Below are 25,562 nucleotides of genomic sequence, written 5' to 3'. Positions count from 1 at the left end.
TGGACAGGGATATTCTGTCCGTCTGTTGTCTTTAAGAAAAACGATATCCCTGGGTATCGTTTTTTTTGGCCCTGAAAGGGGAAGGAGAATAAAAATTGAAAATGAAAAAGTTATGCGTCTGGCTTCTTGTATCCGGTATGCTCCTGCAGACACCGGGGACTACTGCATCTGCCGCTGTTCAGGGGCAGGATGTGGAGTCTTTTAAATCCGGTGCGCAGGCAGCATACATGGATGTGGACAGCAGCCAGAAGATGGATGCCGGGAAGCAGAGCGAGACGCCCGGATGGCAGGCGGAAACGCTGAGGAACAGGAGCCTGCAGCAACCTGCAGAAGTGCCTGAGGGCCAGATGAAAATGCAGGGTGAACAGGCGGGAGCGCCAAAGAACGCAGAGGCTGCAGAGGAACAGACGGGAGAATCCGGAAAAGAAGGTACTACAGGAATACTGTCGGGAGAATCCGGGAAAGAGGATACTGCAGGGATACTGGCAGGAGAATCCGGGAAAAAAGAGACCGCAAGGGAACAGACGGGAGAGTCCGGAAAAGCAGGGACCGCAGAGAAACAGACGGAAGAGTCCGGAAAAGCAGGGACCGCAGAGGAACAGACGGAAGCGTCCGGAAAAGAAGGGGCTGCAGGAGAACAGATGGCAGGTGATCCGGATGCGCAGAAAGGAGAAGGAGCACTGCTTTCTGAGACCGGAGCGGTGGTACAGAAAGGCCGGCTGCATCTAAGCCTGCTTTACACACTCCCATACAGTGACCCGGAAGCGCTGAACAGAGGACTGCAGGCAGTTTTAACAGGTGGCGGCCGGCAGCTTACAGCATCCTTTTCCATGCAGGAGGGTGAGGGCGTTTCTAAAAAGGCGGAGGCATCTTTTACAGATTTGGAACCCGGGCAGTACCATCTCAGTATAAGCGGAGACAGCTTTGCCTCGTATGACCAGGATGTGGAGATACAGGCCATGGAGCAGAAGATGCAGTTTCTGGATGTCTATACAGGAATGGATTTTTCTGATATGGAAAAACATCCCGGTGTTATGGGATACGGTGACGTGAACAGGGACGGCGTGATTGATGAGCAGGACAAATCGGGATTGGTCTTGGCAGTTCATCAGGAAAGTACGGACAGTATCTATGATCTGAATCAGGATCAGAGTGTTGACCTTGTGGATCTGCAGTGGCTTTCATACAGCTACGGATTTGAGAAAACGGAAGCTTATGTGTCAAGAAGTTATCTGATGGATGAAATCACAGCAGATGTGGGAGCGTCCACCCGGGTGTCGGATGGCAGTATTGAGAGTATTTTGGGCGACGGGGGAAGCGTTTCCCTGGAGCCTGCAGACGGCGGGGAGATATCAGAGGAAAATCCGGTGGAACTGCAGCTTGATCTGGAAAAACGTTCCGATATAACAGCGGGCGCGTTGGTTCTGACACCGCCGAGAGATTCCGCCAATGTCATCCGGGCAGGGTCCGTGACCGTGGAATACGATGATGAAAACGAGCAGCGGCAGACCATGGAGGTTCCCATAAGCGGAGTGTCCATGTTTGCCCTCACAGCGGCACAGGCGGTCATGGAACCGGACGGTACCATAATCATCAATCTGGGAAAACAGGTTGCGATCAAGAAGGTAGTCATCAAGGTGACAGATGCCGGAGGAAGCAGTCTGGCAGATATCTCCAGGGTGGAATTTTTAAACGGAATGGAGGACAGGATTCCTGCCCCCGTGATGAATATTCCTGACAATATAAGTACAGAGCCGGGCGATAAGAAATTCACAGTGACCTGGAACGCGCAGACAAATGTAGCCGGCTATGAAGTTATGGTGAAAAAGGACGGGAAGAGCAAAGTATATCCAACCGCTGAGAACAGTATCCTTATCACAAGCTTTGGCACAGAGAAGATGAAAAACAATGAGGAGTACACAGTTCTGGTCCGTTCAGTGAACGGCGACTGGAGCAGTGCCTATTCAGAGCCGGTGACCGTGGTACCCAAGCCCTCAAAGGCGCCTGACGCTCCGGAGAATGTGAACATTTCCGGAGGATACAGAAAACTGGACATCGCCTGGAAGATGATGGAGGACACAGATTTCTACACCCTCTACTACAGGGAGCAGGGCACAGAAGAATTTGAAAAAAAGGAGAATATCAAACAGAATAAATATCAGCTTACAGACTTAAAAGACGGCACAACCTATGAGATATGCCTTACGGGAACAAATGAAATGGGAACCAGCGGCAAGTCAAAAATATACGCAGGAGAGACGACGGATATCAATCCGGCAGTCACTTCCAATTACAGGCTGATCAATACACCAACGGAGGGCGGAGGACTGACTGCGCATATTAAATCCATTGCATATCCCTCTTCAAAACCGGAGACAGATGCAGCAGTGGCAGACAATGATTATACCACCTCCTGGAGTCTGGCATCCTGGGATGCAGGCGGATACAATGCCGGAAAGCCTTCTCCTGTCATTACCTTTGATCAGAGCTATGAGATGGACAGGCTGGTGGTAGTACCAGATGAGAAGCAGCAGTATACATATGGATATGCCAAGACAAAATATTGGGATGAAGACGGCAATGAGAAAATGATAGACGGCCATTTTACACAGAAGAAGAGTGTGAACGGCAAAGTATATTATGAATTTCAGTATTCCCAGCCATTTAAGACAAATCGGATACAGATAAACTTTGCCATGGCTTGGGCACCTGCAGACGGAAGAATCTCCATAGCAGAGATGAAGTTTTATTATTATGACAGTCTGGAAAAAGAGGTCGACGGACTGTTTGCGGATACCATGCATTTGGAGCTGCGGGAGGATGTGACCTTAAAGACCATCGAAGAGCTGGAGAAAAGGGCAGATACTCCGGATGAGGCGACAGGTGATTATCATCCGAAGCGGGATCTGCTGCTGTCGGATCTGGCCTACGCGAAAGAACTTCTCAACGATAAAAATGCCGGCAGAGTAATGAAAGTGGACACAGCCGTGACAAAGAAAAAGGACGGCGCCCTGGGCTTTTCCGGCGGCCTGAACGCGTGGCAGCCTCTCGGCATCAGTGCTCACGCCGGAGAAGAACTGGTTGTGTATGTGGGCAGAGATGACGCGGAACTGGGGGCCAACACGAACCTGAATCTCATCGCCACACAGTATCACGCGGAATCAGGAAACTGGAGCAAGGTTGTGGTCCAGAATCTGAAAAACGGAAAAAATGAAGTTACCATTCCCCAGATCGGAAGTCTGAGTGCAGAACACGGCGGCAGTTTGTATGTGGAATTTACAGGAAATAATGACGCGCTGAATATGAGCGTGCGTGTAAGCGGAGGGCAGGAGATACCAAAGCTTGACATTTCAAACGCGGCAGATGAGGCGGAAGCAAAAGAAGCGGTCAGGGCGTATGTGGAGAAATTAAATGCATATGTTCCGGAAATTTCGGATCTTCACAAAAAGTTTCATGAGGGGAATAAGGAAAGCGGCTGTGACTACAGCTATGACAAAAAGAACTGCATTTTGGGAGCAACGGACATTGTACTGCATCAGATGATGTATTCCGTATCCGCGGAACAGATTTTAAACGGTATCAACAACAAGCTGAAAAACCAGGGAAAAGAAAACAGCCTGGACAACCAGACAGAAGTATTATACGAATCCTGTCAAGCTATGGAACAGATGGTGACACTGTTTTATCAGCACAAAGGACTTGGCGATTATAATGGTGACAAGACACTGGCAGCCCGGTACGGCGGCAAGAACAATCTGCCATCCAGCCGTCTGAATATCCGTTACATGAGAATGTTTTCAGGGGCATTTATGTATGCCGGCGGGCTCCATATCGGTATCGAGTGGGGCAGCGCAGCAGGACTGGCAAACAGCGTACCGGTACAGAGTGACAACGGCAGATATGTGAGCGGACAGCTATTTGGCTGGGGAATCGCCCATGAGATTGGCCATATCATCAATCAGCCATCCTATGCCATTGCGGAAATAACCAACAACTATTACTCCATTCTGGCACAGGCCAAGGAGACGAATGATTCTGTCCGTTATCAATATGCAGATGTATATAAAAAGGTCACTTCAGGGACAAAGGGCCGCGCAGAGAGCGTATTTACAAGCCTTGCCATGTATTGGCAGCTCCATCTGGCCTATGATGAGGGATATAATTTCAGGACTTATGATAACTATGAGGAGCAGTTTAATAATCTGTTCTTTGCAAGAGTGGATGCATACGCCAGAAATACGGCCATTGCGCCGGCGCCCGGAGGTGTCGCTCTCACAATTCCAAAAGATGTGGACAACACTCTGATGCGTCTTTCCTGTGCGGCAGCGGAAAAGAACCTGCTTGCATTCTTTGAGCAGTGGGGGATGACGCCGGATTCAGATACTATGGCGTACGCATCACAGTTTGAGGAGGAGACAAGAAGGGTCAGCTATATTTCAGATGAAGCAAGAGCATACCGTATTGAGGGCGGAGAAAGCACGGCAGCACAGACTGCAGTAAGTGCGGATCTTTCATATGTTCCGAACTCCAACCAGGTTACGATCACGCTTTCCAATAATGCGGCTGACCAGAACTCCATGCTGGGATATGAAATATACAGAAACGGACGGGTCATCGGGTTTGTGGAGGCGAAAGACGGTACCGTGACATTTACGGATACCATTGCGTCCATGAACAACAGAGTGTTTACTTATGAGGCAGTGGGATATGACAAGCTGCTGCAGCAGACAGAGAGGGCTGCCATAGACTCTGTGAAGATTTCCAATGACGGAAGTGTGGCGAAGGATGGATGGAAGATAACTACAAACATGACCTCATCAAGCGACCGTCAGGAGGAAGGAAATGAGGAAGATCCGGAAGGAATCACCATTTCCGGAATCAGCAGTATTTGCAACAATGACTATGCAGATGTATATACCGGAGAGGCAAAAAACCCGGAGATCGTCATCAGCTTCGGAAGAACCCTTCAGGCCGCTGCCTTTAAGGTGACAGCCGCTGACGATAAAACAGCAGTCAGGAAATTTGAAGCCTATGTAAGCCAGGACGGAAACCAGTGGACCCCTGTAAAAACAGGAACACTGTCCTATTCAGGGGATACGGCTGTTTCCTATTTTAACAAAGAGGGGGATTCCTGGCTGTATACCTACGACGCGGCTTATCTGAAGCTGAAAATCAAGGGCCAGAGTGCGGTCTCCCTGTCAGAGATAGATATTTTAGGACCTACGGGAGACAATGTAGAGCTGCTGGATAAGGGAATCGGCATCCTGGATGAAGATTACAGCTATGATGCTGAGGGCGGCAGAATACCGGCAGGTTCCCTGATCTTTACAGGGGAATATAAAGGAAATCCTTCCTATAATGTGGTAAAACTGTATGATCAGAATGGAAATATCCTGGATGGTTCCCAGTTGATCTTTGCAGAGGTTCCGGCAGAAGGGGAATTAGGTGAGGTCTCCTCCGGTACCTGGATCTACTATATGGAACCGGATCAGATTCCATCCGGTGTGACAAGTGTCAGAGCGGAATTATACAGAGTGGACGATGCGCATACAAATGAAGGGGAGCGTCTTGTGAGTGATACACTGCCTATGGAAGTGCCTGACCCGCTGCCGCCCATTCATTTGAAGGACAATCATGAGGAGGGGAACAGATGAAAAGAATGAAGAGCTTATGTATGGTCCTGATTTTGGCCCTGTTCGTGACTTATATACCCGTGCGCGCCGCAGAGCAGGATGATACAATGATCAAAATGCAGCAGAAGGATACGAGCCAGGTGGAGCTGGCTCTGTACCCCAATGCAGATATGATAAAGAACCACGCAACAACACTCAGGATTCAGATGCAGATAAAGGAGACGGAAAGCGGGAGTATCCGTGATGTCCGGTTTGCTTTCTCAGAGGATTTACAGAATGATTGCAGAATCCGGGAGGCTATTTATGAAAACGGTATTCTGGACATTTATCTGTCATCATCAGGCGCCTTGTTTGAACAGGCCCGGGATATGACAATCGGTACAATTTCAGGGACTCCCAGCAATGAAATGTTCCGGGCTTTTGTAATGCCTGAGAGCATAACGTTTGTGGACCAGAGCCATCAGATGAGATATGTGGATGAGGGAGTGCTGCAGGGGATATCTTATGAATGGGCAGTAGGGGAAAAAGTACCGGACAACCCGGATAACCCAGACAACCCGGATAACCCAGACAACCCGGATAACCCGGACAATCCAGACAACCCAGATAATCCAGATCCGGACAACCCGGATAATCCAGATAACCCGGACAATCCAGATCCGGATAATCCGGATAACCCAGACAATCCAGACAACCCAGACAATCCAGATCCGGACAACCCGAATAACCCGGACAATCCAGACAACCCGAATAACCCAGATTATCCAGATGGAATATGCACAGCTTTCACATACGAGGAACTGGAAAAAGGTCTGGCGGATACCAGTGTTACAAGCCTGATCTACAAGAGCAAAGACGGAAACGGTTTAACCGGGGAACAGCAGAAGACCGTGTTCAAAAGCCTGAAAGGGACAGAAAGAACCCTCACCGTTATGGCAGAAGAGGACAACAGGCTTTTGTATTCCTGGAAATTTACCGGAACGGGAATTGCAGATCCGGATATTGCCATGGATTTTACCATTGCCCAAGAGAAAGAAAATAAAAAGGCCGGCAGCCTTATGGCCAAGGGATCAGAGAATTTATATCTGGAATTTGCCCATGAAGGAGAGCTTCCGGGACTGGCTGAAATTGAAATTTATGCAGGCAGCAGTTTTAAAGATGGACAGAATCTTTACCTGTATTATTACAATACCGAGAAGAATGCAATGGAACCGGTACAGAAGAATATTAAGGTTGTGAACGGATATGTGACAGTGCAGATAAAACACTGCTCCACCTATGTTCTCACCACAAAGCAGATCCGCAAAAGTGAGCAGTTCCCTGCAGTGATTGTGGATAAAACGGATAACACGAAAAAGACACCTGCGAAACCGGCAGCAAAGACAGCAGCCAAAACAGCTAAAACAGGAGATTCCTCCCCAGTGGAAGCAATGATCCTGCTGGCAGGACTCTCTGCGGCAGTCATGATTATTAGCCGGAGGAGCAGAAAAAAGAATATTTAAGAAAAAACAGCATCGGCATATCAATTCCTGGGCCGATGCTGTTTTTGCGTGCGGAAATTTTTTTTAGGATAGGTGTTGACAGGTGTGTATCTAATGTGTATAATGAGTATATACAATAAATGATATATATACACGCGCGCACAGAAAGTTGAGAAGTAAGGATGAATATTATAATCAGCAATACAAGCGGGAAGCCCATATACGAACAGATCACGGAGCAGATAAAGCAGGCAATCATGAGAGGCCAGCTAAAGCCGGGGGAGTCACTTCCATCCATGCGCCTTCTGGCAAAAGAACTCCGCATCAGTGTGATCACCACGAAGAGAGCATATGAGGAATTAGAGAGGGATGGATTTATTTGTTCTCAGGTCGGCAAAGGCAGTTTCGTAGCGGATACAAACCATGAGCTTGTGAGAGAGGAGCAGTTAAAGGAAATAGAAGGTTTATTGGAAAAAGCTGTAGAAAAAAGCAAGATCAATGGAGTAGAACTGGAAGAATTGACAGAGATGCTTAGAATGCTCTATGAGGAGGAATAAAAATGGAAGCAGCGATCAGAATTGAAGGTCTGGTGAAAAACTATGAAAAATTCTCACTGGACCACATTAATTTAGAAATTCCAAAAGGAAGTATTGTAGGGCTGGTTGGAGCAAACGGAGCCGGTAAGACCACCCTGATCAAGTGTATTCTCGGAATCATAAAAAGAGATGCCGGTGAAATCTATGTGGACGGCGAGAAACTGGAAGAAAAGAATGACAACTGGAAAAACCAGGTGGGTATGGTTCTGGCAGAAGCAAACTTCCATGAGACCATGAACGCTGTACAGATTGGCAGGATCATGGAGAACATTTTCAGCCAGTGGGATGCAGGACTGTACGAAACATATCTGAATGACTTTAAGCTGGAACATAAAAAGCTGATTAAAGATTACTCCAGAGGAATGAAAATGAAGCTGCAGATCGCAGTAGCGCTCTCTCACAGAGCCAAGATTCTTATATTTGACGAGGCAACCAGCGGCCTTGATCCTCTGGTTCGCGATGATCTGCTGGATATCCTGCTGGAATACATTCAGGATGAGGCACATACAGTGCTCCTGTCCTCGCATATTATCAGTGATTTGGAGAAGGTATCCGACTATATAGCATTTATCCAGAACGGCAGGCTGCTTTTTGTGGAGAATAAAGACGAGATCCTTTACCGTTACGGTGTGGGAAAATGTTCCAAAGAGGATTACAGCACACTGGATAAAGAAGGAATCCTGCGGTTGAAAAGAGGCGTTTTAGGCTACGAATTTTTGGTGCAGGACAGACAGGCGTTTATGCGCAGATATCCGGATATGGTAGTGGATGCTCCGGATATTGAGGATGTTCTTCTGCTGCTGGAGAAAGGTGAGGTGGTATCATGAAAGGGCTTATACTCAAAGATATATACAGTATCAGAATCAGGCAGAAAACATATGTACTATTATTTTTATTTTTATGTGTGTTTGGCTACGTGATGAAGAGTCCAGGATACGTGGGTGTTATGTGCATTGTGGTATTCTTAACGACGATGCTCAGTCTGTTCAATTCGGATCAGTATTATCATTGGGACACCTATGCTGCTTCATTTCCTCTGGGAAAAAAGATGATTGTACAGGCAAGATATATGCTGGTTATTATTATGACTTTAGCGATTGCTTTATTTTCAATAGTAATATCCGGAGTAACGGCAGCACTTTTGGGTATGTCTGTAGCAGACCAGGTACTCAGTACTGTTTCCGGCTGCATGGCTATCCCTATTTTTACAGGTATTGTCATACCTGTAATCTATAAACTGGGTGTGGAGAAAGGCAGGATAGTTTTCATGATGCTTTTCATGATCCCGTTTTTAGCACTGACGCTTTTAAAGGATTTGATACAAGGGACAGCTGTGGAAAAACTTCTGGTTAACCTTCAGCAGAATCCTAACGGACAAGTAATAATCGCAGGTATACTTTTAGCAGTAAGTATTCTGGTTTTAGCAGTATCTTACATGATTTCAATCAGGATATACAGCAATAAGGAATTCTGATTCAGAAAAGAACCTGGTTTGCCCTGCATTGTCATACAGACGTGATAATTGTTTTCTTGACTTTAAAATTATACAGTGATACATTATTCTTAGTGTAAAAAACTGGATAAGTAAAAGTACGGAGAGTGGGAAAATGTCACAGGAAGAAAAGCTGCTGCGGGCAAAAAAAGTGATTGAAAACAGCAGGTATCTGGTATGTCTGCTGGGAATGCGGGTGAGCAGCCAGTGCGGATGCACAAACTGGAGATCAGACCAGGATGCGTATGATATTGAAACCAGATACGGATGTTCCCCTGAGGAAATGTTCAGTGCTGAGTTCTATAATACGAGAGTGACGCAGTTTTATGACTTTTACAAACGGGAAATCCTCAGCAAAAGAGGAAGAATCAATGAAGGTATGAAGATTCTGAAGCGTTTGGAGGACAGGGGAATCCTGCAGGCTGTCATTACCCGTGATATCTACTCCCTGCCGAAAAGGGCAGGATGCAAAAAGGTTCTGGAGATTCACGGAAGCATTTACCGGAATGTATGCCCGAAATGCAGAACAAAATATCCCATGAAAGCGGTGGCAGAGTGTGCAGGAACTCCCAAATGTACCAAATGCGGCACAACCATCCGCCTGGAGGTATGCCTGCGGGGAGAAATGGTGAACAACGCACTTCTGACCCGTGCGGTTGACGAGGTGGGAATGGCAGATACCCTGCTGCTTCTGGGATGCAGCATGCATTCGCAGCTTGCAAAGACATATGTAAAATATTTTGAGGGGGATAAGGTAATCCTCATTAACGACCAGGATCACTATGCGGATACGGCAGCCGATCTTGTAATTGACGGTAAGGCTATGGATATTATGAGCAAATTGGGATTGTAAAAGAGAAAAGGCTTGCATATGCAGGCCTTTCATACTGTAGACCCCCGGCTGGCAGCCGGTAGTGTCAAGTTTCACTACCATTTTTTATTGTTAAACCTTGATTTAATGGGAGTTTGCAACAAAAAGAGCAATGACCTCCCTTTTTATAGTATAATGAGTTCACCACAAACACCAAAATACCAAAGGATTTCATTGCTCATGGACATTATACTTTATTTACTTAACTACATTCAATACCAACAGCGAATTATCCGCTATCTTTTTTCTTTTATCTGCAGATATATACCACTCAGACAGTGGGCTTTTGATGATTCCCACTCTCCGAAGTATCAGAAATTCAAAACGGATGCGCTTCCTCTCATTACAGATTTCCGTCAGGACTGGACTTATAAGGAGCTGATCCCTTACTTTGAAAAACGGTATGGTAAGAAGATCCGTCCCGTCAGCCGCCGGTCCGAGTGTGATATCCCAGACGAATGCTGCTGCCCACGCTGTGGTGCTCCTAAACCATTTCTATACAAAAATAATGGTTCCAAAGGGCAGGTCCTCTGCAAGATCTGTGATACCAGATTCTCTCCGGAACAAAGCCGTTTTTCCTCAGTTAAGCTGCGTTGTCCCCATTGTGGAAATGCTCTTGTTCCAAAAAAGAACAGGAAACACTTCATCATCCATAAATGTGTGAATCCCAAATGCCCTTACTATCTTCACAACCTTCGGAAAGTTGATAAAAAAGATCTGGATGAGGACTATGGCAGGAATAAATACAAACTCCACTATATCTACCGTGAATTCACGATAGATTTTTTTCGCATGGATTTAAACTCCCTGCCAAAGAATGCCTCCTCCCTGAAGTTCAGTAAGTTTGACTCCAACACAATGGCTCTGTGCCTGACTCTCCACGTAAATCTTGGATTGTCTCTCAGAAAAACTTCCCAGGCTTTAAAGGACTTGTATAATATCTCCATCTCACATCAGCAGATAGCGAATTACTGCAAAACAGCCGCTATCTGTGTGAAACCCTTTGTCGATCATTACGATTACGGCTCTGGCAGTGTCTTCACTGCTGATGAAACCTATATCAAAATCCGTGGTATTAAGGCTTACATCTGGTTCATCATGGATGCCGCCAAACGTTCCATCATCGGCTATCAGGTATCTGACAACCGTGGAGTTGGCCCCTGTATTCTTGCCATGAGAATGGCGTTTCGTCACTTAACGGAGCTTCCAAAGAACTTCCGTTTTATTGCTGACGGCTATAGTGCCTACCCTCTCGCTGCCCAGCAGTTCTTCCATGAGTTTGGCGAAAAGTTCAAGTTTGAGATCACTCAGGTAATTGGGCTTACCAACGACGATGAAGTGTCCGAAGAATTTCGTCCGTTCAAACAGATGATTGAACGGCTGAACCGTACATACAAGGCTACTTACAGATCTACGAATGGTTTTGATAACATCGACGGTGCCAACTATGACCTGACTCTCTGGGTTGCCTACTATAACTTTCTCCGGCCTCATAAACATGCTGGCTATAAAGTCCTGAATGAGGTTGAGATGCTCAAAGATGCGGACAATATGCCGGGCAAGTGGCAGCTTCTCATTTTTCTTGGACAACAGACGATCCTGAATCTTCAGAACCAGGTATCAGCATAACGGAGCGGAGCCGTTGTCAGGTGAAGCGTGGAATAATGGAACGAAGTTCCGTTATGCCGCGAAAGTTACTTGACATAAGGTTCACGGATGATCCTTTTTACAAAGAAAAGGGGCAACTGCGCCCTTTTCCTGCCTTCCGGCGAGGACGGGTTCGGGCAGAGCCCGATCATGGGTCAAGGGACTTGTCCCTTGTGGGTACATAGGGCAAAGCCCTATGCCCTTGGAGAGCTCAAGTATAAATATCTGCAGTTTTCAAGGTTCATTTGAGCCTATTTTTTCGGCTCAGTTTTTTCATACATCACTTGACACTATCTGGCAGCCGGGGGTCTTTTTTTAATGGAAATATACAATAAATATGATTTTGCCATATGTAATATTGCTGAATTTTCAGGAATGGGGTGAGAAACGGTGGACAGCAAGTTGTTAAGAAGATATAATTAGATTGCTGTTGACTCTTTCCAGCAGGAAGGAGGTGGCATAATGCACTACATAGATTCATTTTTTATTTCTGTCATGGCGGGTATAGTTTGTTACTATATTAGTAAATGGTTAGACAGAAAAAAATAACAACAGCTAGCCTGGGTTATCCTACCCTATAAAGGAAAAAGAAACCCCAGGAAGATAGCGCTTCCTGGGGTTTCGCTTTTGTGACATAACACACATAGATTCATTTTCTGTTATTTTTATATTAAACTAGAATAACTTAAATGTCAAGAAATACATATAATGTTTTTTGGCAAAACCATAAAATGGGGTTTGACTTCGCAAAATCTTGCTTATAAAGGTTTTCTTAGAATTTACCTTCTTTAGCCGCTTCCTCAACAGCCACAGCCACAGCCACAGTCATACCAACCATCGGGTTGTTGCCTGCGCCGATCAGGCCCATCATCTCAACGTGAGCCGGAACAGAAGAAGAACCGGCGAACTGTGCGTCAGAGTGCATACGTCCTAATGTATCAGTCATACCGTAGGAAGCAGGACCTGCTGCCATGTTGTCCGGATGCAGGGTACGTCCTGTACCGCCGCCGGAAGCAACGGAGAAGTATTTTTTGCCGGCTTCGATACGCTCTTTTTTGTAGGTACCTGCAACCGGGTGCTGGAATCTGGTCGGGTTGGTGGAGTTACCTGTGATGGAAACGTCAACGTCTTCCTTCCACATGATAGCAACACCTTCACGTACATCGTTAGCGCCGTAGCAGTTAACTTTTGCACGAAGTCCCTCAGAGTAAGATTTTCTGAATACTTCTTTTAATTCGCCTGTAGCATAGTCGTATTCTGTCTCTACATATGTAAATCCGTTGATACGTGCGATGATCTGTGCAGCGTCTTTTCCAAGACCGTTTAAGATAACGCGCAGAGGCTCTTTGCGGACTTTGTTTGCTTTCTCAGCGATACCGATAGCACCCTCAGCAGCAGCAAAGGATTCGTGGCCGGCCAGGAATGCGAAGCACTGAGTATCCTCTTCCAGAAGCATTTTTCCTAAGTTTCCGTGTCCGAGACCTACTTTACGCTGGTCAGCAACAGAACCCGGGATACAGAAAGCCTGAAGTCCTTCACCGATAGCAGCAGCAGCGTCAGAAGCTTTTTTGCAGCCTTTTTTGATCGCAATGGCAGCACCTACGGTGTATGCCCATTTTGCATTCTCAAAGCAGATCGGCTGGATGCCTTCTACCATTTTGTAAACATCGAGACCTGCAGCTTTTGTTACTTCTGCAGCTTCTTCGATGGTGTTAATGCCGTATTTATTCAGAGCAGCAAGAACTTGTTTTTCTCTTCTTTCATATGATTCAAATAAAGCCATTAATTTATCCTCCTATTCTTTCTATGACAGATGTTGCAGTGTATGTATAATTATTCTTTTCTCGGGTCAATGATCTTCACTGCATCGTCAACGCGGCCGTACTGTCCCTGAGCTTTTTCATATGCTGTGTTTACATCATCGCCTGCTTTGATGAAGTCCATCATTTTTCCGAAGCTGATGAATTTGTAGCCGATGATCTCATCCTCTTCATTTAAAGCGATACCAGTAACGTAACCGTCTGTCATTTCCAGATAACGAGGTCCTTTTTTCAGGGTACCGTACATAGTACCGATCTGAGAACGAAGACCTTTTCCTAAATCCTCCAGACCTGCACCGATAGGAAGTCCGTCTTCAGAGAATGCACTCTGGGTTCTTCCGTATACAATCTGTAAGAATAATTCTCTCATAGCAGTATTGATAGCATCACATACAAGGTCAGTATTCAGAGCTTCCAAAATGGTTCTTCCTGGTAAAATCTCAGATGCCATAGCTGCAGAGTGAGTCATTCCGGAACATCCGATCGTCTCAACCAGTGCCTCCTGGATTACACCATCCTTTACATTCAATGTTAATTTACAGGTACCCTGCTGCGGTGCACACCAGCCAATACCGTGTGTTAAACCGGAGATGTCCTTAATTTCTTTTGCCTGTACCCATTTTGCTTCTTCCGGGATTGGAGCTGCGCCGTGGTTAACACCCTGATGTACCTGACACATTGTTTCTACTTCGTGTGAATAAATCATTTTAAAACTCCTTTCAAGAATATATTTACTTCAAGTGCGTTAGAAATTTAACGTCCTATTCCAATTCATTTTCTCACAAAGTGACAAAAAAATCCAGAGTTATTTTTTAAAAAAGTAAAATTAAAAGCGGTCTGTCCCTGTAAATGGTAAAATATGGCGGGACACAGTTTTTCACAAATCAAAAATAGGTTCTTTTCGATTCATTTAAGGTTGATTATTTACACGGAAATCCAAACATTTGTTGTTTCGGTTGACAAAGCCAATTGCTCCTGTTAATATAGTTAAGTAAATTTAATTAAATTAGCAAAACTAATAAGCGGGAGGATGCATATGGATCTTGTAAAAGAAATCAATGATTTCTACTATCACATGGCTCTGTACGAGCTGCAGGTGATGAATGGAAATGATTATTATAACGGGCTTTCCTACAACAGCCTTTTGTACATCAATGTGATGGAACAGATGGAGGAGTGCACAGTCAGCAGGATGGCCGATGTGCTGAAGATCACAAAATCCGCCGTGACCCTGAAGATCAATGAACTGGTAAAACAGGGCGTGGTGGTAAAAAAACAGAGCGAAAAAGACAAGCGGGTCTATTTTCTGGAGTTAAGCCCCCATATGGAGCAGATCGTGGGAGTATATGACCAGGTATTTTATAAAATAGAGAGGGAATTAAAAGAGAAATATCCGCAGGAGCAGTTAGAGATGTTCGGGGATGTGCTGAAGACCATCAGCGGATACCAGTGGAGGGATATGCAGGATGATTGATCAGGGACTGGAAAGAAAAATAACGGTTCCCTCTATCCTGAAATTCGCTCTTCCCTCCATAGTCATGATGGTCGTCATGTCCCTGTATACCGTGGTGGACGGTATGTTTGTGTCAAGGCTTGTGGGCACGGACGCTTTCTCTGCCGTGAATATCGTATATCCTCTGCTCAGCTTTGTGATCGCTCTGGGGACCATGTTCGGCACCGGCATCACTGCCATTGTGTCAAGAAAGCTGGGAGAGGGAAAGCAGCGGGAGGCCAATGAAAACGTAACGTTTATCACTCTGTTTGCCGTGGGGCTGGGCATTGTGATCACGGTTCTCTCCTTTATCTTCCTGGAAAGGCTCATTTACATGCTGGGTGCGGATGAGGATATCTACGCATACTGCTATGCCTATGCCTTTCCACTGCTTTTCTTTCAGCCGGCCAATATACTGCAGCTGGAGTTCCAGAGCCTCTTTGTGGCAAACGGAAAACCACATATCGGCCTTACCGTCACAGTGGCGGGCGGACTGGCCAATGTGATACTGGATTATGTCTTCATCGGTGTGTTCCACATGGGAATTGCCGGTGCAGCGGTGGCTACGGGAATCGGCTACTGCATTCCTGCATTTTTCAGTGTTTTTTACTTTACATTTAACCGGAAGGCGCAGCTTCATTTTGTAAAGCCAAAGGCAGATTGGAGGGTACTGCTTACATCCATGACAAACGGCTCCTCAGAGATGGTGAGCAACCTGTCAGGAAGTATCACAACCTTCCTGTTCAACATAATCATGATGCGTCTTGTGGGAAATGAAGGTGTCGCAGCAATATCCATTCTGCTGTATCTGGACTTTGTGCTGATCGCCATAAGCCTTGGGTATTCCATGGGAGTGGCACCGCTGTTCAGTTATAATTACGGCGGGGGAAATGTGGCGAAGCTTCGAAAATTATATAAGATCAGCATCGGATTCTGTATGGGTGTGGGTGCGGTGATGACAGTGGGAACCCTGCTGTTTTCCGGAAATCTGGCCGCTGTTTTTGCCCGTCGCGGCAGTCAGGTCTATGAGCTTGCCACTGCGGGACTTTTGGTTTATGCGTTTGGGTATCTGTTCAAGGGATTTAATATCTTCAGCTCAGCTATGTTTACCGCCTTTGGGGATGGGAAGGTTTCGGCAGTCCTGTCTTTTATGCGGACGCTGGTGTTTCTTGTCATCTTTTTGATCGGATTTTCCGTACTGTTCGGTGTGAGCGGAGTCTGGAGTGCGTCCGTGGCGGCAGAGCTTATGGCATTTGCCCTGGCTGTGTTCTATACCGTTAAAAAAAGATCCATATATCACTACCTTCCCTGAGCGGGAATGATGGACGCGGATACGCGAATATAGTATAATGAAGATACGAAAATTCCGGAGTCCGTGAAGAGACCGGGGAAGGCGGTGCGTGCTTGAAGGGATGGGAAATGCTTCTTCTGCCGGCAGCGGCAGTGCTGATGGTTTTTTTGGGAACCACATATGTGAGAAAAAAACATGAAACAGGCAGAAAGGAGATCGGATACAAAGTCTCTGCTACACTGATGGCTGTGCTTCCGGCGCTTTACCTGGCAATTCGGGAGCAGAACCGAGTCTCCCTGCTCATAGCAGCGGGAACGCTCTGCTGCATGGCTGCCGATGCGCTTTTGGAGGTACAGTTTGTGACAGGTGCCGCCGTGTTTGCTGCGGCTCATCTGTTCTTTATCACGGGGATGCTGTGCCTGGTATCACCGGGCCTGTTTACGCTGGTATTGTTTGCCTGTGTGTACGCAGTACTCTTTGCCATACTCAGGCCGTATATCAGAAAACTTGGGAAGCTGGCGGTTTTGGGGGCGCTGTATGTGGCGTTTCTCTGTGCCATGTTTTCCATGGCGGGGACTGTGTTTTTTGAAAATCCGGGGCTGTCCGGCGGGGCTGCGGCTCTTGGCGGGGCCGCGTTTGTCGCATCGGATACCATACTGGCTGTGAATCTCATAGGGGAGAAGAACAGCAGAAAATTAGATAAAATACTTCTGGTTTTGTATTACAGCGCGGTTTACCTGCTGGCTGTGTGCAGATATTTACCGGGATGAAAAAAGGAGGAAGGCTGTGTGCAGCTTTCCTCCTTTTTTCAGCTGTAACTGTGGTCCACCTGGATCACTGCGTAGTAGCAGCCCCGGAGCCCGCGGATCTGGTCTTTGACCTTGTTTACCACGTCCACTTCAGTCATGGAGAAATCATGGGGAATGACCAGGTCGAAGATCAGATTGGAATGGGTGGGGCCTTCCACCACACGGAAATCATGCATATTCAGCCGGGGTGAGATTTCGGCGAGGATGCGGTTTACCTCCGCCTTCAGTTGATTGATATGGACATTGTCTGTGACTACCGGGTCCATATGTATGGTGGCGGAACAGTGCAGCTTTTCCTGAAGCTCCTTCTCAATGTTGTCTATCTCGTCGTGAATCTGTAAAATGTCACCGCTTGCGGGCACCTCCGCGTGCAGAGATATCATCAGTCTGCCCGGTCCGTAGTCGTGGACGATCAGGTCATGGATGCCCTGGACTGTGGGATGGGCTGTGACAAGAGATTCTATGCTTTTTACAAAGTCTTCCTTGGGCGGTTGTCCCAGAAGCGGGTTCATGGTCTCTCTCAGAGCCTGGATGCCGGTGTAGAAGATAAAGAGTCCAACCAGAATACCGCACCATCCGTCAATGAGGATACCCGTATACCGCCCCACCAGTGTGGCTGCCAGGACAACGGCCGTGGATACGGTATCACTGAGAGAATCCGCAGCCGTGGCGGACATGGCCGCGCTGTCCAGTTTTCTGCTCAGGGTCTTATTATAGTATGCCATGTACATTTTTACCAGGATAGAGGCGCAGAGGATGGCAAGGACCAGAGGACTGCTGTCCACCGGGGCGGGGTTTCTGAGCTTCTCAAAGGATGACTTCACCAGCTCAAAGGCCATGATCAGTACAGCGATTGACACAAAAAGGCCGGATATATACTCAATCCTGCCGTGTCCGAAGGGGTGTTCCGGGTCCGGCTTCTGGCCTGACATCTTAAAACCGATCAGGGTGATGACAGAGGAACCGGCGTCCGAGAGGTTGTTGAAGGCATCGGCCGTGATGGCAATGGAACCGCTGAGCATACCGGCCGCAAATTTTCCGGCAAACAGTACAAGGTTGAGAAAAATCCCCACCGCACCGCTTAAAATACCATATGCCTGGCGCACCCGGGGCATGGCAGTGTTTTTATAATCCTTGATAAACAGACGTGATAATAACTGAATCATATAGCTCCCTCCAAATATTGGTTTTGTGAAATTCTCTGTTTATTTTATACGAAAGTTTGGAAAGACGCAAGAAAGCAGGAAAAAGATTTACATTCTCGGGTGCGAATGATATGATAAAAAGGAATAAAATTGCAGATAACACAGGGGGAAATACATATGAAAAAGAGAATGAGATATATCTGCTGCCTGATGCTGGCAGCTTCCCTGACTGCCGGACTTCTGGCAGGATGCGGAAATGATACGGCCGGTACGAAGGATAAAAGCACAACAGAGGATAAAGCGCAGACAAAAGAAAAGGAACAGGACAGCCAGGAGAAAACCGGAGAAGGGGAGCAAGAGGATGCAGTGAAGTTGAATCCCGACAAACCGCTCTCCATCACGATCTGGCATTATTATAACGGTGCCCAGCAGGTGGCGTTTGACGAGCTTGTCAATGAATTCAACGAGACGGTTGGAAAAGAAAAGGGTATTTTTGTGAAAGGCTACAGCCAGGGAAATGTGAATGAACTGGAAGACGCAGTGATGGCCTCCATGAACGAGGAGGTGGGGTCTGAGGAAATGCCAAATATTTTCTCAGCCTATGCGGATGCCGCCTATACGGTGGACAAAAGGGGAAAGCTTGCGGATATCTCAGCCTACATGTCAGAGGAGGAACTGGATTCCTATGTGGATTCTTATATAGAGGAGGGAAGAATCGGGAAAGGCAATACGCTCCGCATTTTCCCCACAGCGAAATCCAGTGAGATCTTTATGATGAATAAGACAGACTGGGACAAATTTGCGGAGGCATCCGGCGCCTCCCTGGATGACCTCTCCACCCTGGAAGGGGTGACGGAGACGGCGCAGAAATATTACGAGTGGACAGATTCCCTGACCCCGGACGTGCCGGAGGACGGCAAGGCTTTCTATGGAAGGGATTCGGTTGCCAACCTCTTTGTCATCGGTTCCAAGCAGTTCGGCCAGGATATCTTCCGGGTGGAGGACGGCAAAGCTTCCGTTTCGGCGGACCGGGAAACCATGAAAAGAATCTGGGATAACTTCTATGTGCCCTTTGTGAAGGGATATTTTACGGCGTACGGAAAATTCCGTTCAGACGATGTGAAGATCGGCGAGATCCTGGCATTTACAGGCTCCTCCACGGCGTCCATGTATTTTCCGGACGAGGTGGAGCAGGAAGACAGTGCCTACCCTATAGATTATGTGGTCCTGCCTGCACCCTCCTTTGCAGAGGGAGAGAATTATATTGTGCAGCAGGGAGCCGGAATGGTGGTCACAGAGACCACAAAGGAAGAGGAATACGCCTCCGTATTGTTTTTAAAATGGTTCACAGAGTCAGAGAACAACATCCGTTTCAGCTGCGCTTCCGGCTATCTTCCGGTGAAGAAAGAGGCAAACAGTCTGGGGGCGGTTGACAAGGTAGTGAAAGAACAGGGACTGGAAATCCCGGATAAGACCTATGATGTCCTGGACAGCCTGTTCGGCACGCTTGAGACAGCAGTGCCTTATACCACCAAGGCGTTTGAGCACGGAACCGAGGCCAGGAAAGTTCTGGAATACAATCTGGCTGACAAGGCGGCAGAGGACAGAGCAGCTGTACAGGAGCTGATCGCCCAGGGGCAGACGCTTGAGGAAGCCTGTGCCTCATATATATCGGAGGAATCCTTCCAGAACTGGTATAACGACTTTGTGGCAGCTTTGCAGAATACCATGAATAAAGCAGAATGAGGCGGAATAGATAATGAGGAAAAGAAAGTGGACGATATTGGCTCTGTTTTGTATCCCTCTGATTGCGGTACTTGTGATACAAAGCCTTCTTTCATACGGAACAGTCCTGATCGGCGGTACCATGCGGCTGCTGGACTCCTATGCTGTGGGAATGATGGAGCAGACAGTGGAGAACAGGAAGATCACCTTGGAAAACAATATGGTCCAGCACTGGATGGAAGTCAGTGAATTTGAAGAGAAGATCACCAGAGAGCTTAACAGTCTGCTCTCATCCAACAGGACTTCCGTGGAAGACTTTCTGGGAGACAGTGTCCTCCAGAAAAAGCTTCTGCAGAATACAGCCATGTCCAGCCTGTACCAGCTCAGGAAAAATGAGGTGACAGGCAGTTTTATGATCCTGGCAAATAAGGACGGGATAAATGAGGAGGGCAGCATGACCTGTAAGGGCTATTATTTCAGGGATGCTGACCCATCTGCAAATTCTCTGGATTACTCTGATGTGCTCATTGAGCGGGGAGGCAGGGATATTGTCCATCAGACCGGGGTTGCCCTGGACAGCTACTGGACTACAGATTTTACATTTGGACCCTCAGGGCAGAACTCCAGGGATGATTTTTTTTATAAGCCCTTTGAAGCGGCAGAGAAAAATCCGGATGCCAGCTATGCTAATCTTGGATACTGGAGCGACCCTTTTTCCTTAAATGAGGGAAAGAGCGGCGGAGAATACCCGGCTGTCACGTATTCCGTGCCCCTGATCAGTGACGGTGTGGTGTACGGGGTTATGGGAGTGGAGATATCCGCCAGCCATATTCAGGATATGCTGCCGTCCAGTGAACTGAATAAAAATGAACAGAGCGGCTATATGCTGGTAAAGAGCACCGAGAAGGACCGGTGGGCGCCCCTTGTGGCTTCCGGTATTCTGGGGGAACGGCTCAAAGCAGCGGGAACGGTCCTGCGTGTGGAGGAGAGTAAGTTTGATCAGGTCTATGTCCTCAATGAGGATAAGGCCGACGGGGAACTCTACGCGTCAGCCAAAAAGCTGCATCTCTATAACACAAACACCCCCTTTGAGGATGAGGAATGGTTTCTGGTAGGCGTGCAGAAGGATGATGCCATATTCGGGATCGGACGGCAGATTCTGTGGAAGGTGCTGGCAGCTATTCTGGTGGCCCTGGTATTCGGCATAATCTGTACATATCTGGTGGCAAGCCACGTGACAGACCCCATCCGGCGCCTGGCAGAATGTATACGCAGCAGTGCCGGTAAGAACCTGGAGCAGTTTAAGACCTCCGGAGTATCCGAGGTGGATGAGCTTTACGATGTGGTGAAAAACCTGACCAGCCGGCAGGAGCAGGCTGAGAGGGGGCTTACAGAGGAGAAGGAGCGCTACCGGATCGCCCTGCAGAGCAGTGATGATATTTTCTTTACTTATGATCTGAGCGGAGGGGAGATTGAGCTGTTCAACTACCCCGAACGGGACGGGCAGGCAGTCAGATACAGAATAACAGAAGAAATGGATCGGCTGGAAACCCGTACATATCCGGAGGACAGCAGGAAGCTGGAACAGGCATTCTCGGGAGATGAGGATGTGATCTATGTGGAGTTCCGGGGAAAACGCGACAGCACGGAGGATTACCGCTGGAGGCTGTTAAAGGGTGAGGTGATCAAGGACGAAAATGGCAGGAAGACTAAGATCATCGGCAGTATCCGTGATATCCACGAACAGAAGATACAGGAACTCAGGGAGATTGAGTCTGCGAAGCGTGACCCCATAACAAAGCTGCATACCCAGAGAGAGGGACGCCGGTATCTGACGGAGGTACTCACACGGGGCGACAGCGGCTGCATGGTGCTTCTGGATCTGGATGGATTCCGCATTCTCAATGAGACCTACGGCCTTATCTTCGGGGATGTGATCCTGGAGGAAATCGGCACGCTGCTGCTTGCTAAAAAGGAGCGGTTCATGCAGACCCGGGAGCAGGAAATCCTGCTGGTGCGCCAGGGCGGGGATGAGATCCTTATCTGGCTTCCGGATTTTACCGGGGAACAGACCGTGCAGTTTATGGAGGAAGTGAGGGAAGAAATCTCACAGCTTTACCAGGGAGCGGAATTCCGCGTCCATGTATCAATCGGTGCCTGTATGAGGAATAACTCCAATCTGGGATATGTCCAGCTTCTTCGCAGGGTGCGCTGTGCGCTGACCTTTGCCAAGCAGAAAAAAGACGGAAAGGTGTATTTCTACCGGGAGATTCCAAGCCAGACCAAAGAGAATATCCTGACGGAGATCAACGATATAGCCAGCATCACCAGCGGACCTCAGCTCAATATGGTTTCTCTTACCCTGAATTTCTTTGATAAGGGGGGAGACATGGCATCCATTCTGGCTGTGCTTTTTGTGAAGATGGGCCGCTATTACGGGGCAACGGATATTCTCATGACTTCCGTGGACCGGGATTTCCATACCGCGTATATTTCCCACCAGTGGCACAGAGACCCGTCGGATCATCAGGAAAAGGACATGAAGCGTTTTACGGCAGAGGAGTTTAAAGCGCTGACGGAGCAGTATGGCTCTGAACCTTTCCTGCTGGACGGAAGAAAAATGACGGAGCGCCAGCGGAAATTCCTTATGATGCCAAAGACGAAACGGGGATTCAGTGTTCCCATGACAGACGGAGGAAAATATATAGGTTCCATCACGCTGACAGCAGAGGCAGACGCGGTTCTGTGGGATAAAAAGGAGCAGAGCAATATCCAGGAGGCTGCCAAGATCATTGAGAACAATCTGAACAAAGTACGTTACGACCAGGCGAGCAGGGCCAAGAGCGAATTCCTATCCAGAATGTCCCATGAGATCCGGACCCCTATGAACGCGATCATAGGTATGACGGAAATCGCCATGCAGGATAAGGAGGTGCCGCCAAAGGTACAGACCTATCTGGAAAAAATCAGCAGCTCTTCAGACTATCTTCTTTCGCTGATTAATGATATACTGGATATGTCCAAGATTGAGAGCGGCAAGATGAAGCTGGAGATGCTGGATTTTGACCTGGAGCAGTGGGTGAGGAACATAGATGATCTGATCGGGCCGCAGGCTGCGCAGAAGGGAATCTTCTATACAACGAAGACCCATTTGATACAGAAGTGGGTGATGGGAGATGCCATGCATCTGAAACAGGTGCTGATCAATCTTCTGGGAAATGCCCTGAAGTTTACAGGAAAAGACGGACATATCCTCTTTGCTGTAAGCCAGCGCCGGACGGCACCGGACAGGACAGAGATTTCCTTCTCTGTGGAAGATACCGGAATCGGAATCGAAGCGGAGGACCAGAAACGCATTTTCCATTCCTTTGAACAGGCAGGCGAGAGCACGGCCCGCAAGTTTGGCGGAACCGGCCTGGGGCTTGCCATCAGCAGCCAGCTTGTGCAGATGATGGATGGGGAGATCAGCCTGGAAAGTGAGCCTGACAAAGGCAGCAGATTCTCTTTTGCCATTGTCCTGAAGGACGGCACAAAGCAGGCGGAGGAAGAGGCGGTTCCCGGAGAGCTGGATGCCCTGCAGGGCAGACGGATCCTGGTGGTGGAGGACAATGAACTGAACGCGGAGATCGCCGGTTCTATTCTGAACCTTCACGGCATTGAGGCAGAGCGGGCGGTCAACGGGCTTTTGGGCGTGAAAGCATTTTCTGAGAAGGAGCCGGGATATTACGACGCGATTCTCATGGATATCCGCATGCCGGTCATGGACGGTTTGGAGGCCACTAAGGAGATACGGAAGCTGCCCAGAGAAGATGCCAGGACCATCCCGATCATTGCCATGACGGCCAATGCGTTTGATGAGGATATGAAAAAGTCCATTGAGAGCGGTATGAACGGCCATCTGGCAAAGCCCATTGACTTTAAGGAACTGATGCAGACGCTGCTGAGAGTCATAGGCAGCAGGAATTGACCCTTTTATTTTGGTAACTCTTATCTGCCGGGCAGATAATGGTTAATATAATTGTACAGGAGGTATTGATTTATGAGAGCAGAATTTGATGAGACACTGGTAACCGGCAATGACATGATCGATTCCCAGCACAAGGAGCTGATCGGCAAGATCAACCAGCTTCTGGAGAGCTGTGAAGATGGACAGGGGAAGGTAAAGGCAGTTAAGATGCTGGATTACCTGCTTGACTACACAGAATTTCATTTCAGTGCAGAGGAAAAGCTCCAGGAGGAGATTGAATATCCGGGACTGGAAAAGCACAGGGAAAAACATAACGAATTCCGCCAGGCAGTGAAAGAGCTCCAGGAGATGCTGGAGGAAGAGGAAGGTCCCACAGAGAACTTTGTAAAACAGGTGGAAAAAAATGTTGTGGACTGGTTATATGACCATATCAAGGGATTTGACCGCTCCGTGGCTGAATACAAATTTATGCGCTCCAATCCGGAGAGGCTGTAAAAAACATAGGGGGCGGGAGGCTTCAGGCTGTCCCGCTCCTTTTCTGTTAAATTTATAGAAAGGGTAAGAATGATGAGCGAAGAAAAATACTGGGAGGGAAAGCAGTACGCATTTTTCAGCCATAAGGACTGCGAATACTTCCCCTGCCATAAGACAAATGACCCGGAAAATTTCAACTGCCTGTTCTGCTACTGTCCTCTGTATGCCCTGGGCGACCAGTGCGGCGGAAATTTCCGCTATACAAAAGAGGGCATAAAAGACTGCAGCAAATGCGGCCTTCCCCACAAGCGGGACAATTTTGGGTACATCACAGGCAAATACAATGAGATCATGGAGATTGCAAAGAAGAACCGCAGGAATCCAGATAAGGAATGACCCGGGACAAATCTTCACATATGAGATCACAAAAGGGACGGATCTCATCCACAGCAGGTGTCAGGTCCGGTACCATACAGGACCAGGCACCTGCGGCTTTGGCGGCACGGATGCCGTTTAGACTGTCCTCCAGAATCAGGCACTGCTTGGGCGGTGTCTGTAGTTTTTCTGCGGCAGTCAGAAAGATCTCCGGGTCCGGTTTTCCCTTTGTCACCTCATCTCCGCAGACCGAGGCGGTGATATAAGGTGTGATACCTGCCATGTCCCAGTAACGGGAAGCCTCACTTCTGGCAGTGGAGGTGGCAACTGCAGCCGGGATCCTGTGATCCTTCAGGTATGTAAGAAGCTCCATCAGTCCTTTCTTGAGGGGAACCCCATGCTTTTCTATATATTCCCTTTGATACTGTGTCCGGATGGCACGGCCCCGGTCATAGTCCACAGCTCCGTCAAACCACTTTTCAAAAAGTTTGCTGCTTCGTTCCCTTGTGCCTCCCCGCATCTGGCTCAGATGGTATTCTGTCAGGGTAAAGCCCATTTCCCGGCTGGCTTTCTCCCAGCCTGCTTTCATCAGGCGCTCTGTGTCGAACATCAGACCGTCCATATCAAAAATCACTGCGTTTATTTTCATTTTCCATATCTCCTGTAAAATTTTCTCAGACAAAAAAGTAAATCCATTATAGCATAGAATCCGGGAATATGCTAAACTTTTCGGGAGAGGAGATT

Annotated in this window: 18 protein-coding genes; 14 read left to right on the top strand and 4 right to left on the bottom strand. The window is 47.8% G+C overall.

Annotated features, from left to right (window positions below):
* The first annotated feature begins 101 nt into the window (after nucleotides 1–101).
* The 7 genes from V8Q34_RS15125 (at nucleotide 102) to V8Q34_RS15095 (ending at nucleotide 11,702) form a co-directional block, all read left to right on the top strand.
* Nucleotides 102–5,654: a fibronectin type III domain-containing protein gene (locus V8Q34_RS15125; RefSeq protein ID WP_335835846.1), complete on the top strand. Its 5,553-nt coding sequence runs from the start codon at nucleotides 102–104 to the stop codon at nucleotides 5,652–5,654.
* The gene (locus V8Q34_RS15120) at nucleotides 5,651–7,135 is read left to right on the top strand and encodes a hypothetical protein (RefSeq protein ID WP_335835845.1); all 1,485 of its coding nucleotides are present in this window, start codon (nucleotides 5,651–5,653) and stop codon (nucleotides 7,133–7,135) included. Before V8Q34_RS15125 ends, V8Q34_RS15120 begins: the two co-directional genes overlap by 4 nt.
* A gap of 161 nt (nucleotides 7,136–7,296) precedes the next feature.
* Nucleotides 7,297–7,671 (top strand): GntR family transcriptional regulator, encoded by a 375-nt coding sequence (locus V8Q34_RS15115; protein ID WP_033143444.1) that lies wholly within the window; start codon nucleotides 7,297–7,299, stop codon nucleotides 7,669–7,671.
* Between the two features lie 2 nt (nucleotides 7,672–7,673).
* Nucleotides 7,674–8,537, top strand: coding sequence for an ABC transporter ATP-binding protein (locus V8Q34_RS15110; RefSeq protein WP_033143443.1), 864 nt, complete (start codon nucleotides 7,674–7,676; stop codon nucleotides 8,535–8,537).
* Nucleotides 8,534–9,184, top strand: coding sequence for an ABC-2 transporter permease (locus V8Q34_RS15105; protein WP_148392911.1), 651 nt, complete (start codon nucleotides 8,534–8,536; stop codon nucleotides 9,182–9,184). The genes V8Q34_RS15110 and V8Q34_RS15105 overlap by 4 nt, the downstream gene beginning before the upstream one ends.
* 133 nt (nucleotides 9,185–9,317) lie before the next feature.
* The gene (locus V8Q34_RS15100; protein WP_335835844.1) at nucleotides 9,318–10,055 is read left to right on the top strand and encodes a Sir2 family NAD-dependent protein deacetylase; all 738 of its coding nucleotides are present in this window, start codon (nucleotides 9,318–9,320) and stop codon (nucleotides 10,053–10,055) included.
* Between the two features lie 198 nt (nucleotides 10,056–10,253).
* Nucleotides 10,254–11,702 (top strand): DDE-type integrase/transposase/recombinase, encoded by a 1,449-nt coding sequence (locus V8Q34_RS15095; protein WP_335835843.1) that lies wholly within the window; start codon nucleotides 10,254–10,256, stop codon nucleotides 11,700–11,702.
* 790 nt (nucleotides 11,703–12,492) lie between these two features.
* Here V8Q34_RS15095 and V8Q34_RS15090 read toward each other — a convergent pair.
* Nucleotides 12,493–13,503: a GGGtGRT protein gene (locus tag V8Q34_RS15090; RefSeq protein ID WP_033143440.1), complete on the bottom strand. Its 1,011-nt coding sequence runs from the start codon at nucleotides 13,501–13,503 to the stop codon at nucleotides 12,493–12,495.
* 50 nt (nucleotides 13,504–13,553) lie between these two features.
* Complete coding sequence (locus V8Q34_RS15085; RefSeq protein WP_033143439.1) at nucleotides 13,554–14,246, bottom strand: iron-sulfur cluster assembly scaffold protein; 693 nt, start codon at nucleotides 14,244–14,246, stop codon at nucleotides 13,554–13,556.
* A 330-nt stretch (nucleotides 14,247–14,576) separates the two neighbouring features.
* On the opposite strand from V8Q34_RS15085, the gene V8Q34_RS15080 reads away from it, so the two are divergent.
* The 3 genes from V8Q34_RS15080 (at nucleotide 14,577) to V8Q34_RS15070 (ending at nucleotide 17,093) form a co-directional block, all read left to right on the top strand.
* Complete coding sequence (locus V8Q34_RS15080; protein WP_244806375.1) at nucleotides 14,577–15,014, top strand: MarR family winged helix-turn-helix transcriptional regulator; 438 nt, start codon at nucleotides 14,577–14,579, stop codon at nucleotides 15,012–15,014.
* Nucleotides 15,007–16,344, top strand: a complete 1,338-nt coding sequence (locus V8Q34_RS15075; RefSeq protein WP_335835842.1) for an MATE family efflux transporter — start codon at nucleotides 15,007–15,009, stop codon at nucleotides 16,342–16,344. Before V8Q34_RS15080 ends, V8Q34_RS15075 begins: the two co-directional genes overlap by 8 nt.
* 92 nt (nucleotides 16,345–16,436) lie before the next feature.
* Nucleotides 16,437–17,093, top strand: a complete 657-nt coding sequence (locus V8Q34_RS15070) for a lysoplasmalogenase family protein (protein WP_335835841.1) — start codon at nucleotides 16,437–16,439, stop codon at nucleotides 17,091–17,093.
* 38 nt (nucleotides 17,094–17,131) lie between these two features.
* Here the strand turns inward: V8Q34_RS15070 and V8Q34_RS15065 are convergent, their stop codons facing one another.
* Nucleotides 17,132–18,298, bottom strand: a complete 1,167-nt coding sequence (locus V8Q34_RS15065) for a cation diffusion facilitator family transporter (protein WP_335835840.1) — start codon at nucleotides 18,296–18,298, stop codon at nucleotides 17,132–17,134.
* A 156-nt stretch (nucleotides 18,299–18,454) separates the two neighbouring features.
* Here V8Q34_RS15065 and V8Q34_RS15060 point away from each other — a divergent pair, with 156 nt between their 5' ends.
* From V8Q34_RS15060 to V8Q34_RS15045, 4 genes are all read left to right on the top strand, one after another.
* Nucleotides 18,455–20,023: an extracellular solute-binding protein gene (locus V8Q34_RS15060; RefSeq protein ID WP_181014396.1), complete on the top strand. Its 1,569-nt coding sequence runs from the start codon at nucleotides 18,455–18,457 to the stop codon at nucleotides 20,021–20,023.
* A 13-nt stretch (nucleotides 20,024–20,036) separates the two neighbouring features.
* A complete protein-coding gene (locus V8Q34_RS15055; RefSeq protein WP_335835839.1) occupies nucleotides 20,037–23,969 on the top strand; it encodes an ATP-binding protein in 3,933 nt (1,310 codons plus the stop codon).
* 72 nt (nucleotides 23,970–24,041) lie between these two features.
* Nucleotides 24,042–24,464 carry a bacteriohemerythrin gene (locus tag V8Q34_RS15050; RefSeq protein WP_033143433.1) on the top strand — a complete coding sequence of 141 codons (423 nt, stop codon included), beginning with the start codon at nucleotides 24,042–24,044 and terminating at the stop codon, nucleotides 24,462–24,464.
* 72 nt (nucleotides 24,465–24,536) lie between these two features.
* A complete protein-coding gene (locus V8Q34_RS15045; protein ID WP_033143504.1) occupies nucleotides 24,537–24,839 on the top strand; it encodes a cysteine-rich small domain-containing protein in 303 nt (100 codons plus the stop codon).
* On the opposite strand, the gene V8Q34_RS15040 is transcribed toward V8Q34_RS15045, so the two are convergent.
* Nucleotides 24,793–25,467 carry an HAD family hydrolase gene (locus V8Q34_RS15040; RefSeq protein ID WP_335835838.1) on the bottom strand — a complete coding sequence of 225 codons (675 nt, stop codon included), beginning with the start codon at nucleotides 25,465–25,467 and terminating at the stop codon, nucleotides 24,793–24,795. The genes V8Q34_RS15045 and V8Q34_RS15040 overlap by 47 nt on opposite strands.
* Nucleotides 25,468–25,562 lie beyond the last annotated feature (95 nt).

It is taken from the genome of Blautia sp. JLR.GB0024, from assembly GCF_037000545.1.
Taxonomy (GTDB): domain Bacteria; phylum Bacillota; class Clostridia; order Lachnospirales; family Lachnospiraceae; genus Blautia; species Blautia celeris.
The sequence above is the reverse complement of the archived record's forward strand: the minus strand, read 5'-3'. Positions and strand labels throughout refer to the sequence as shown.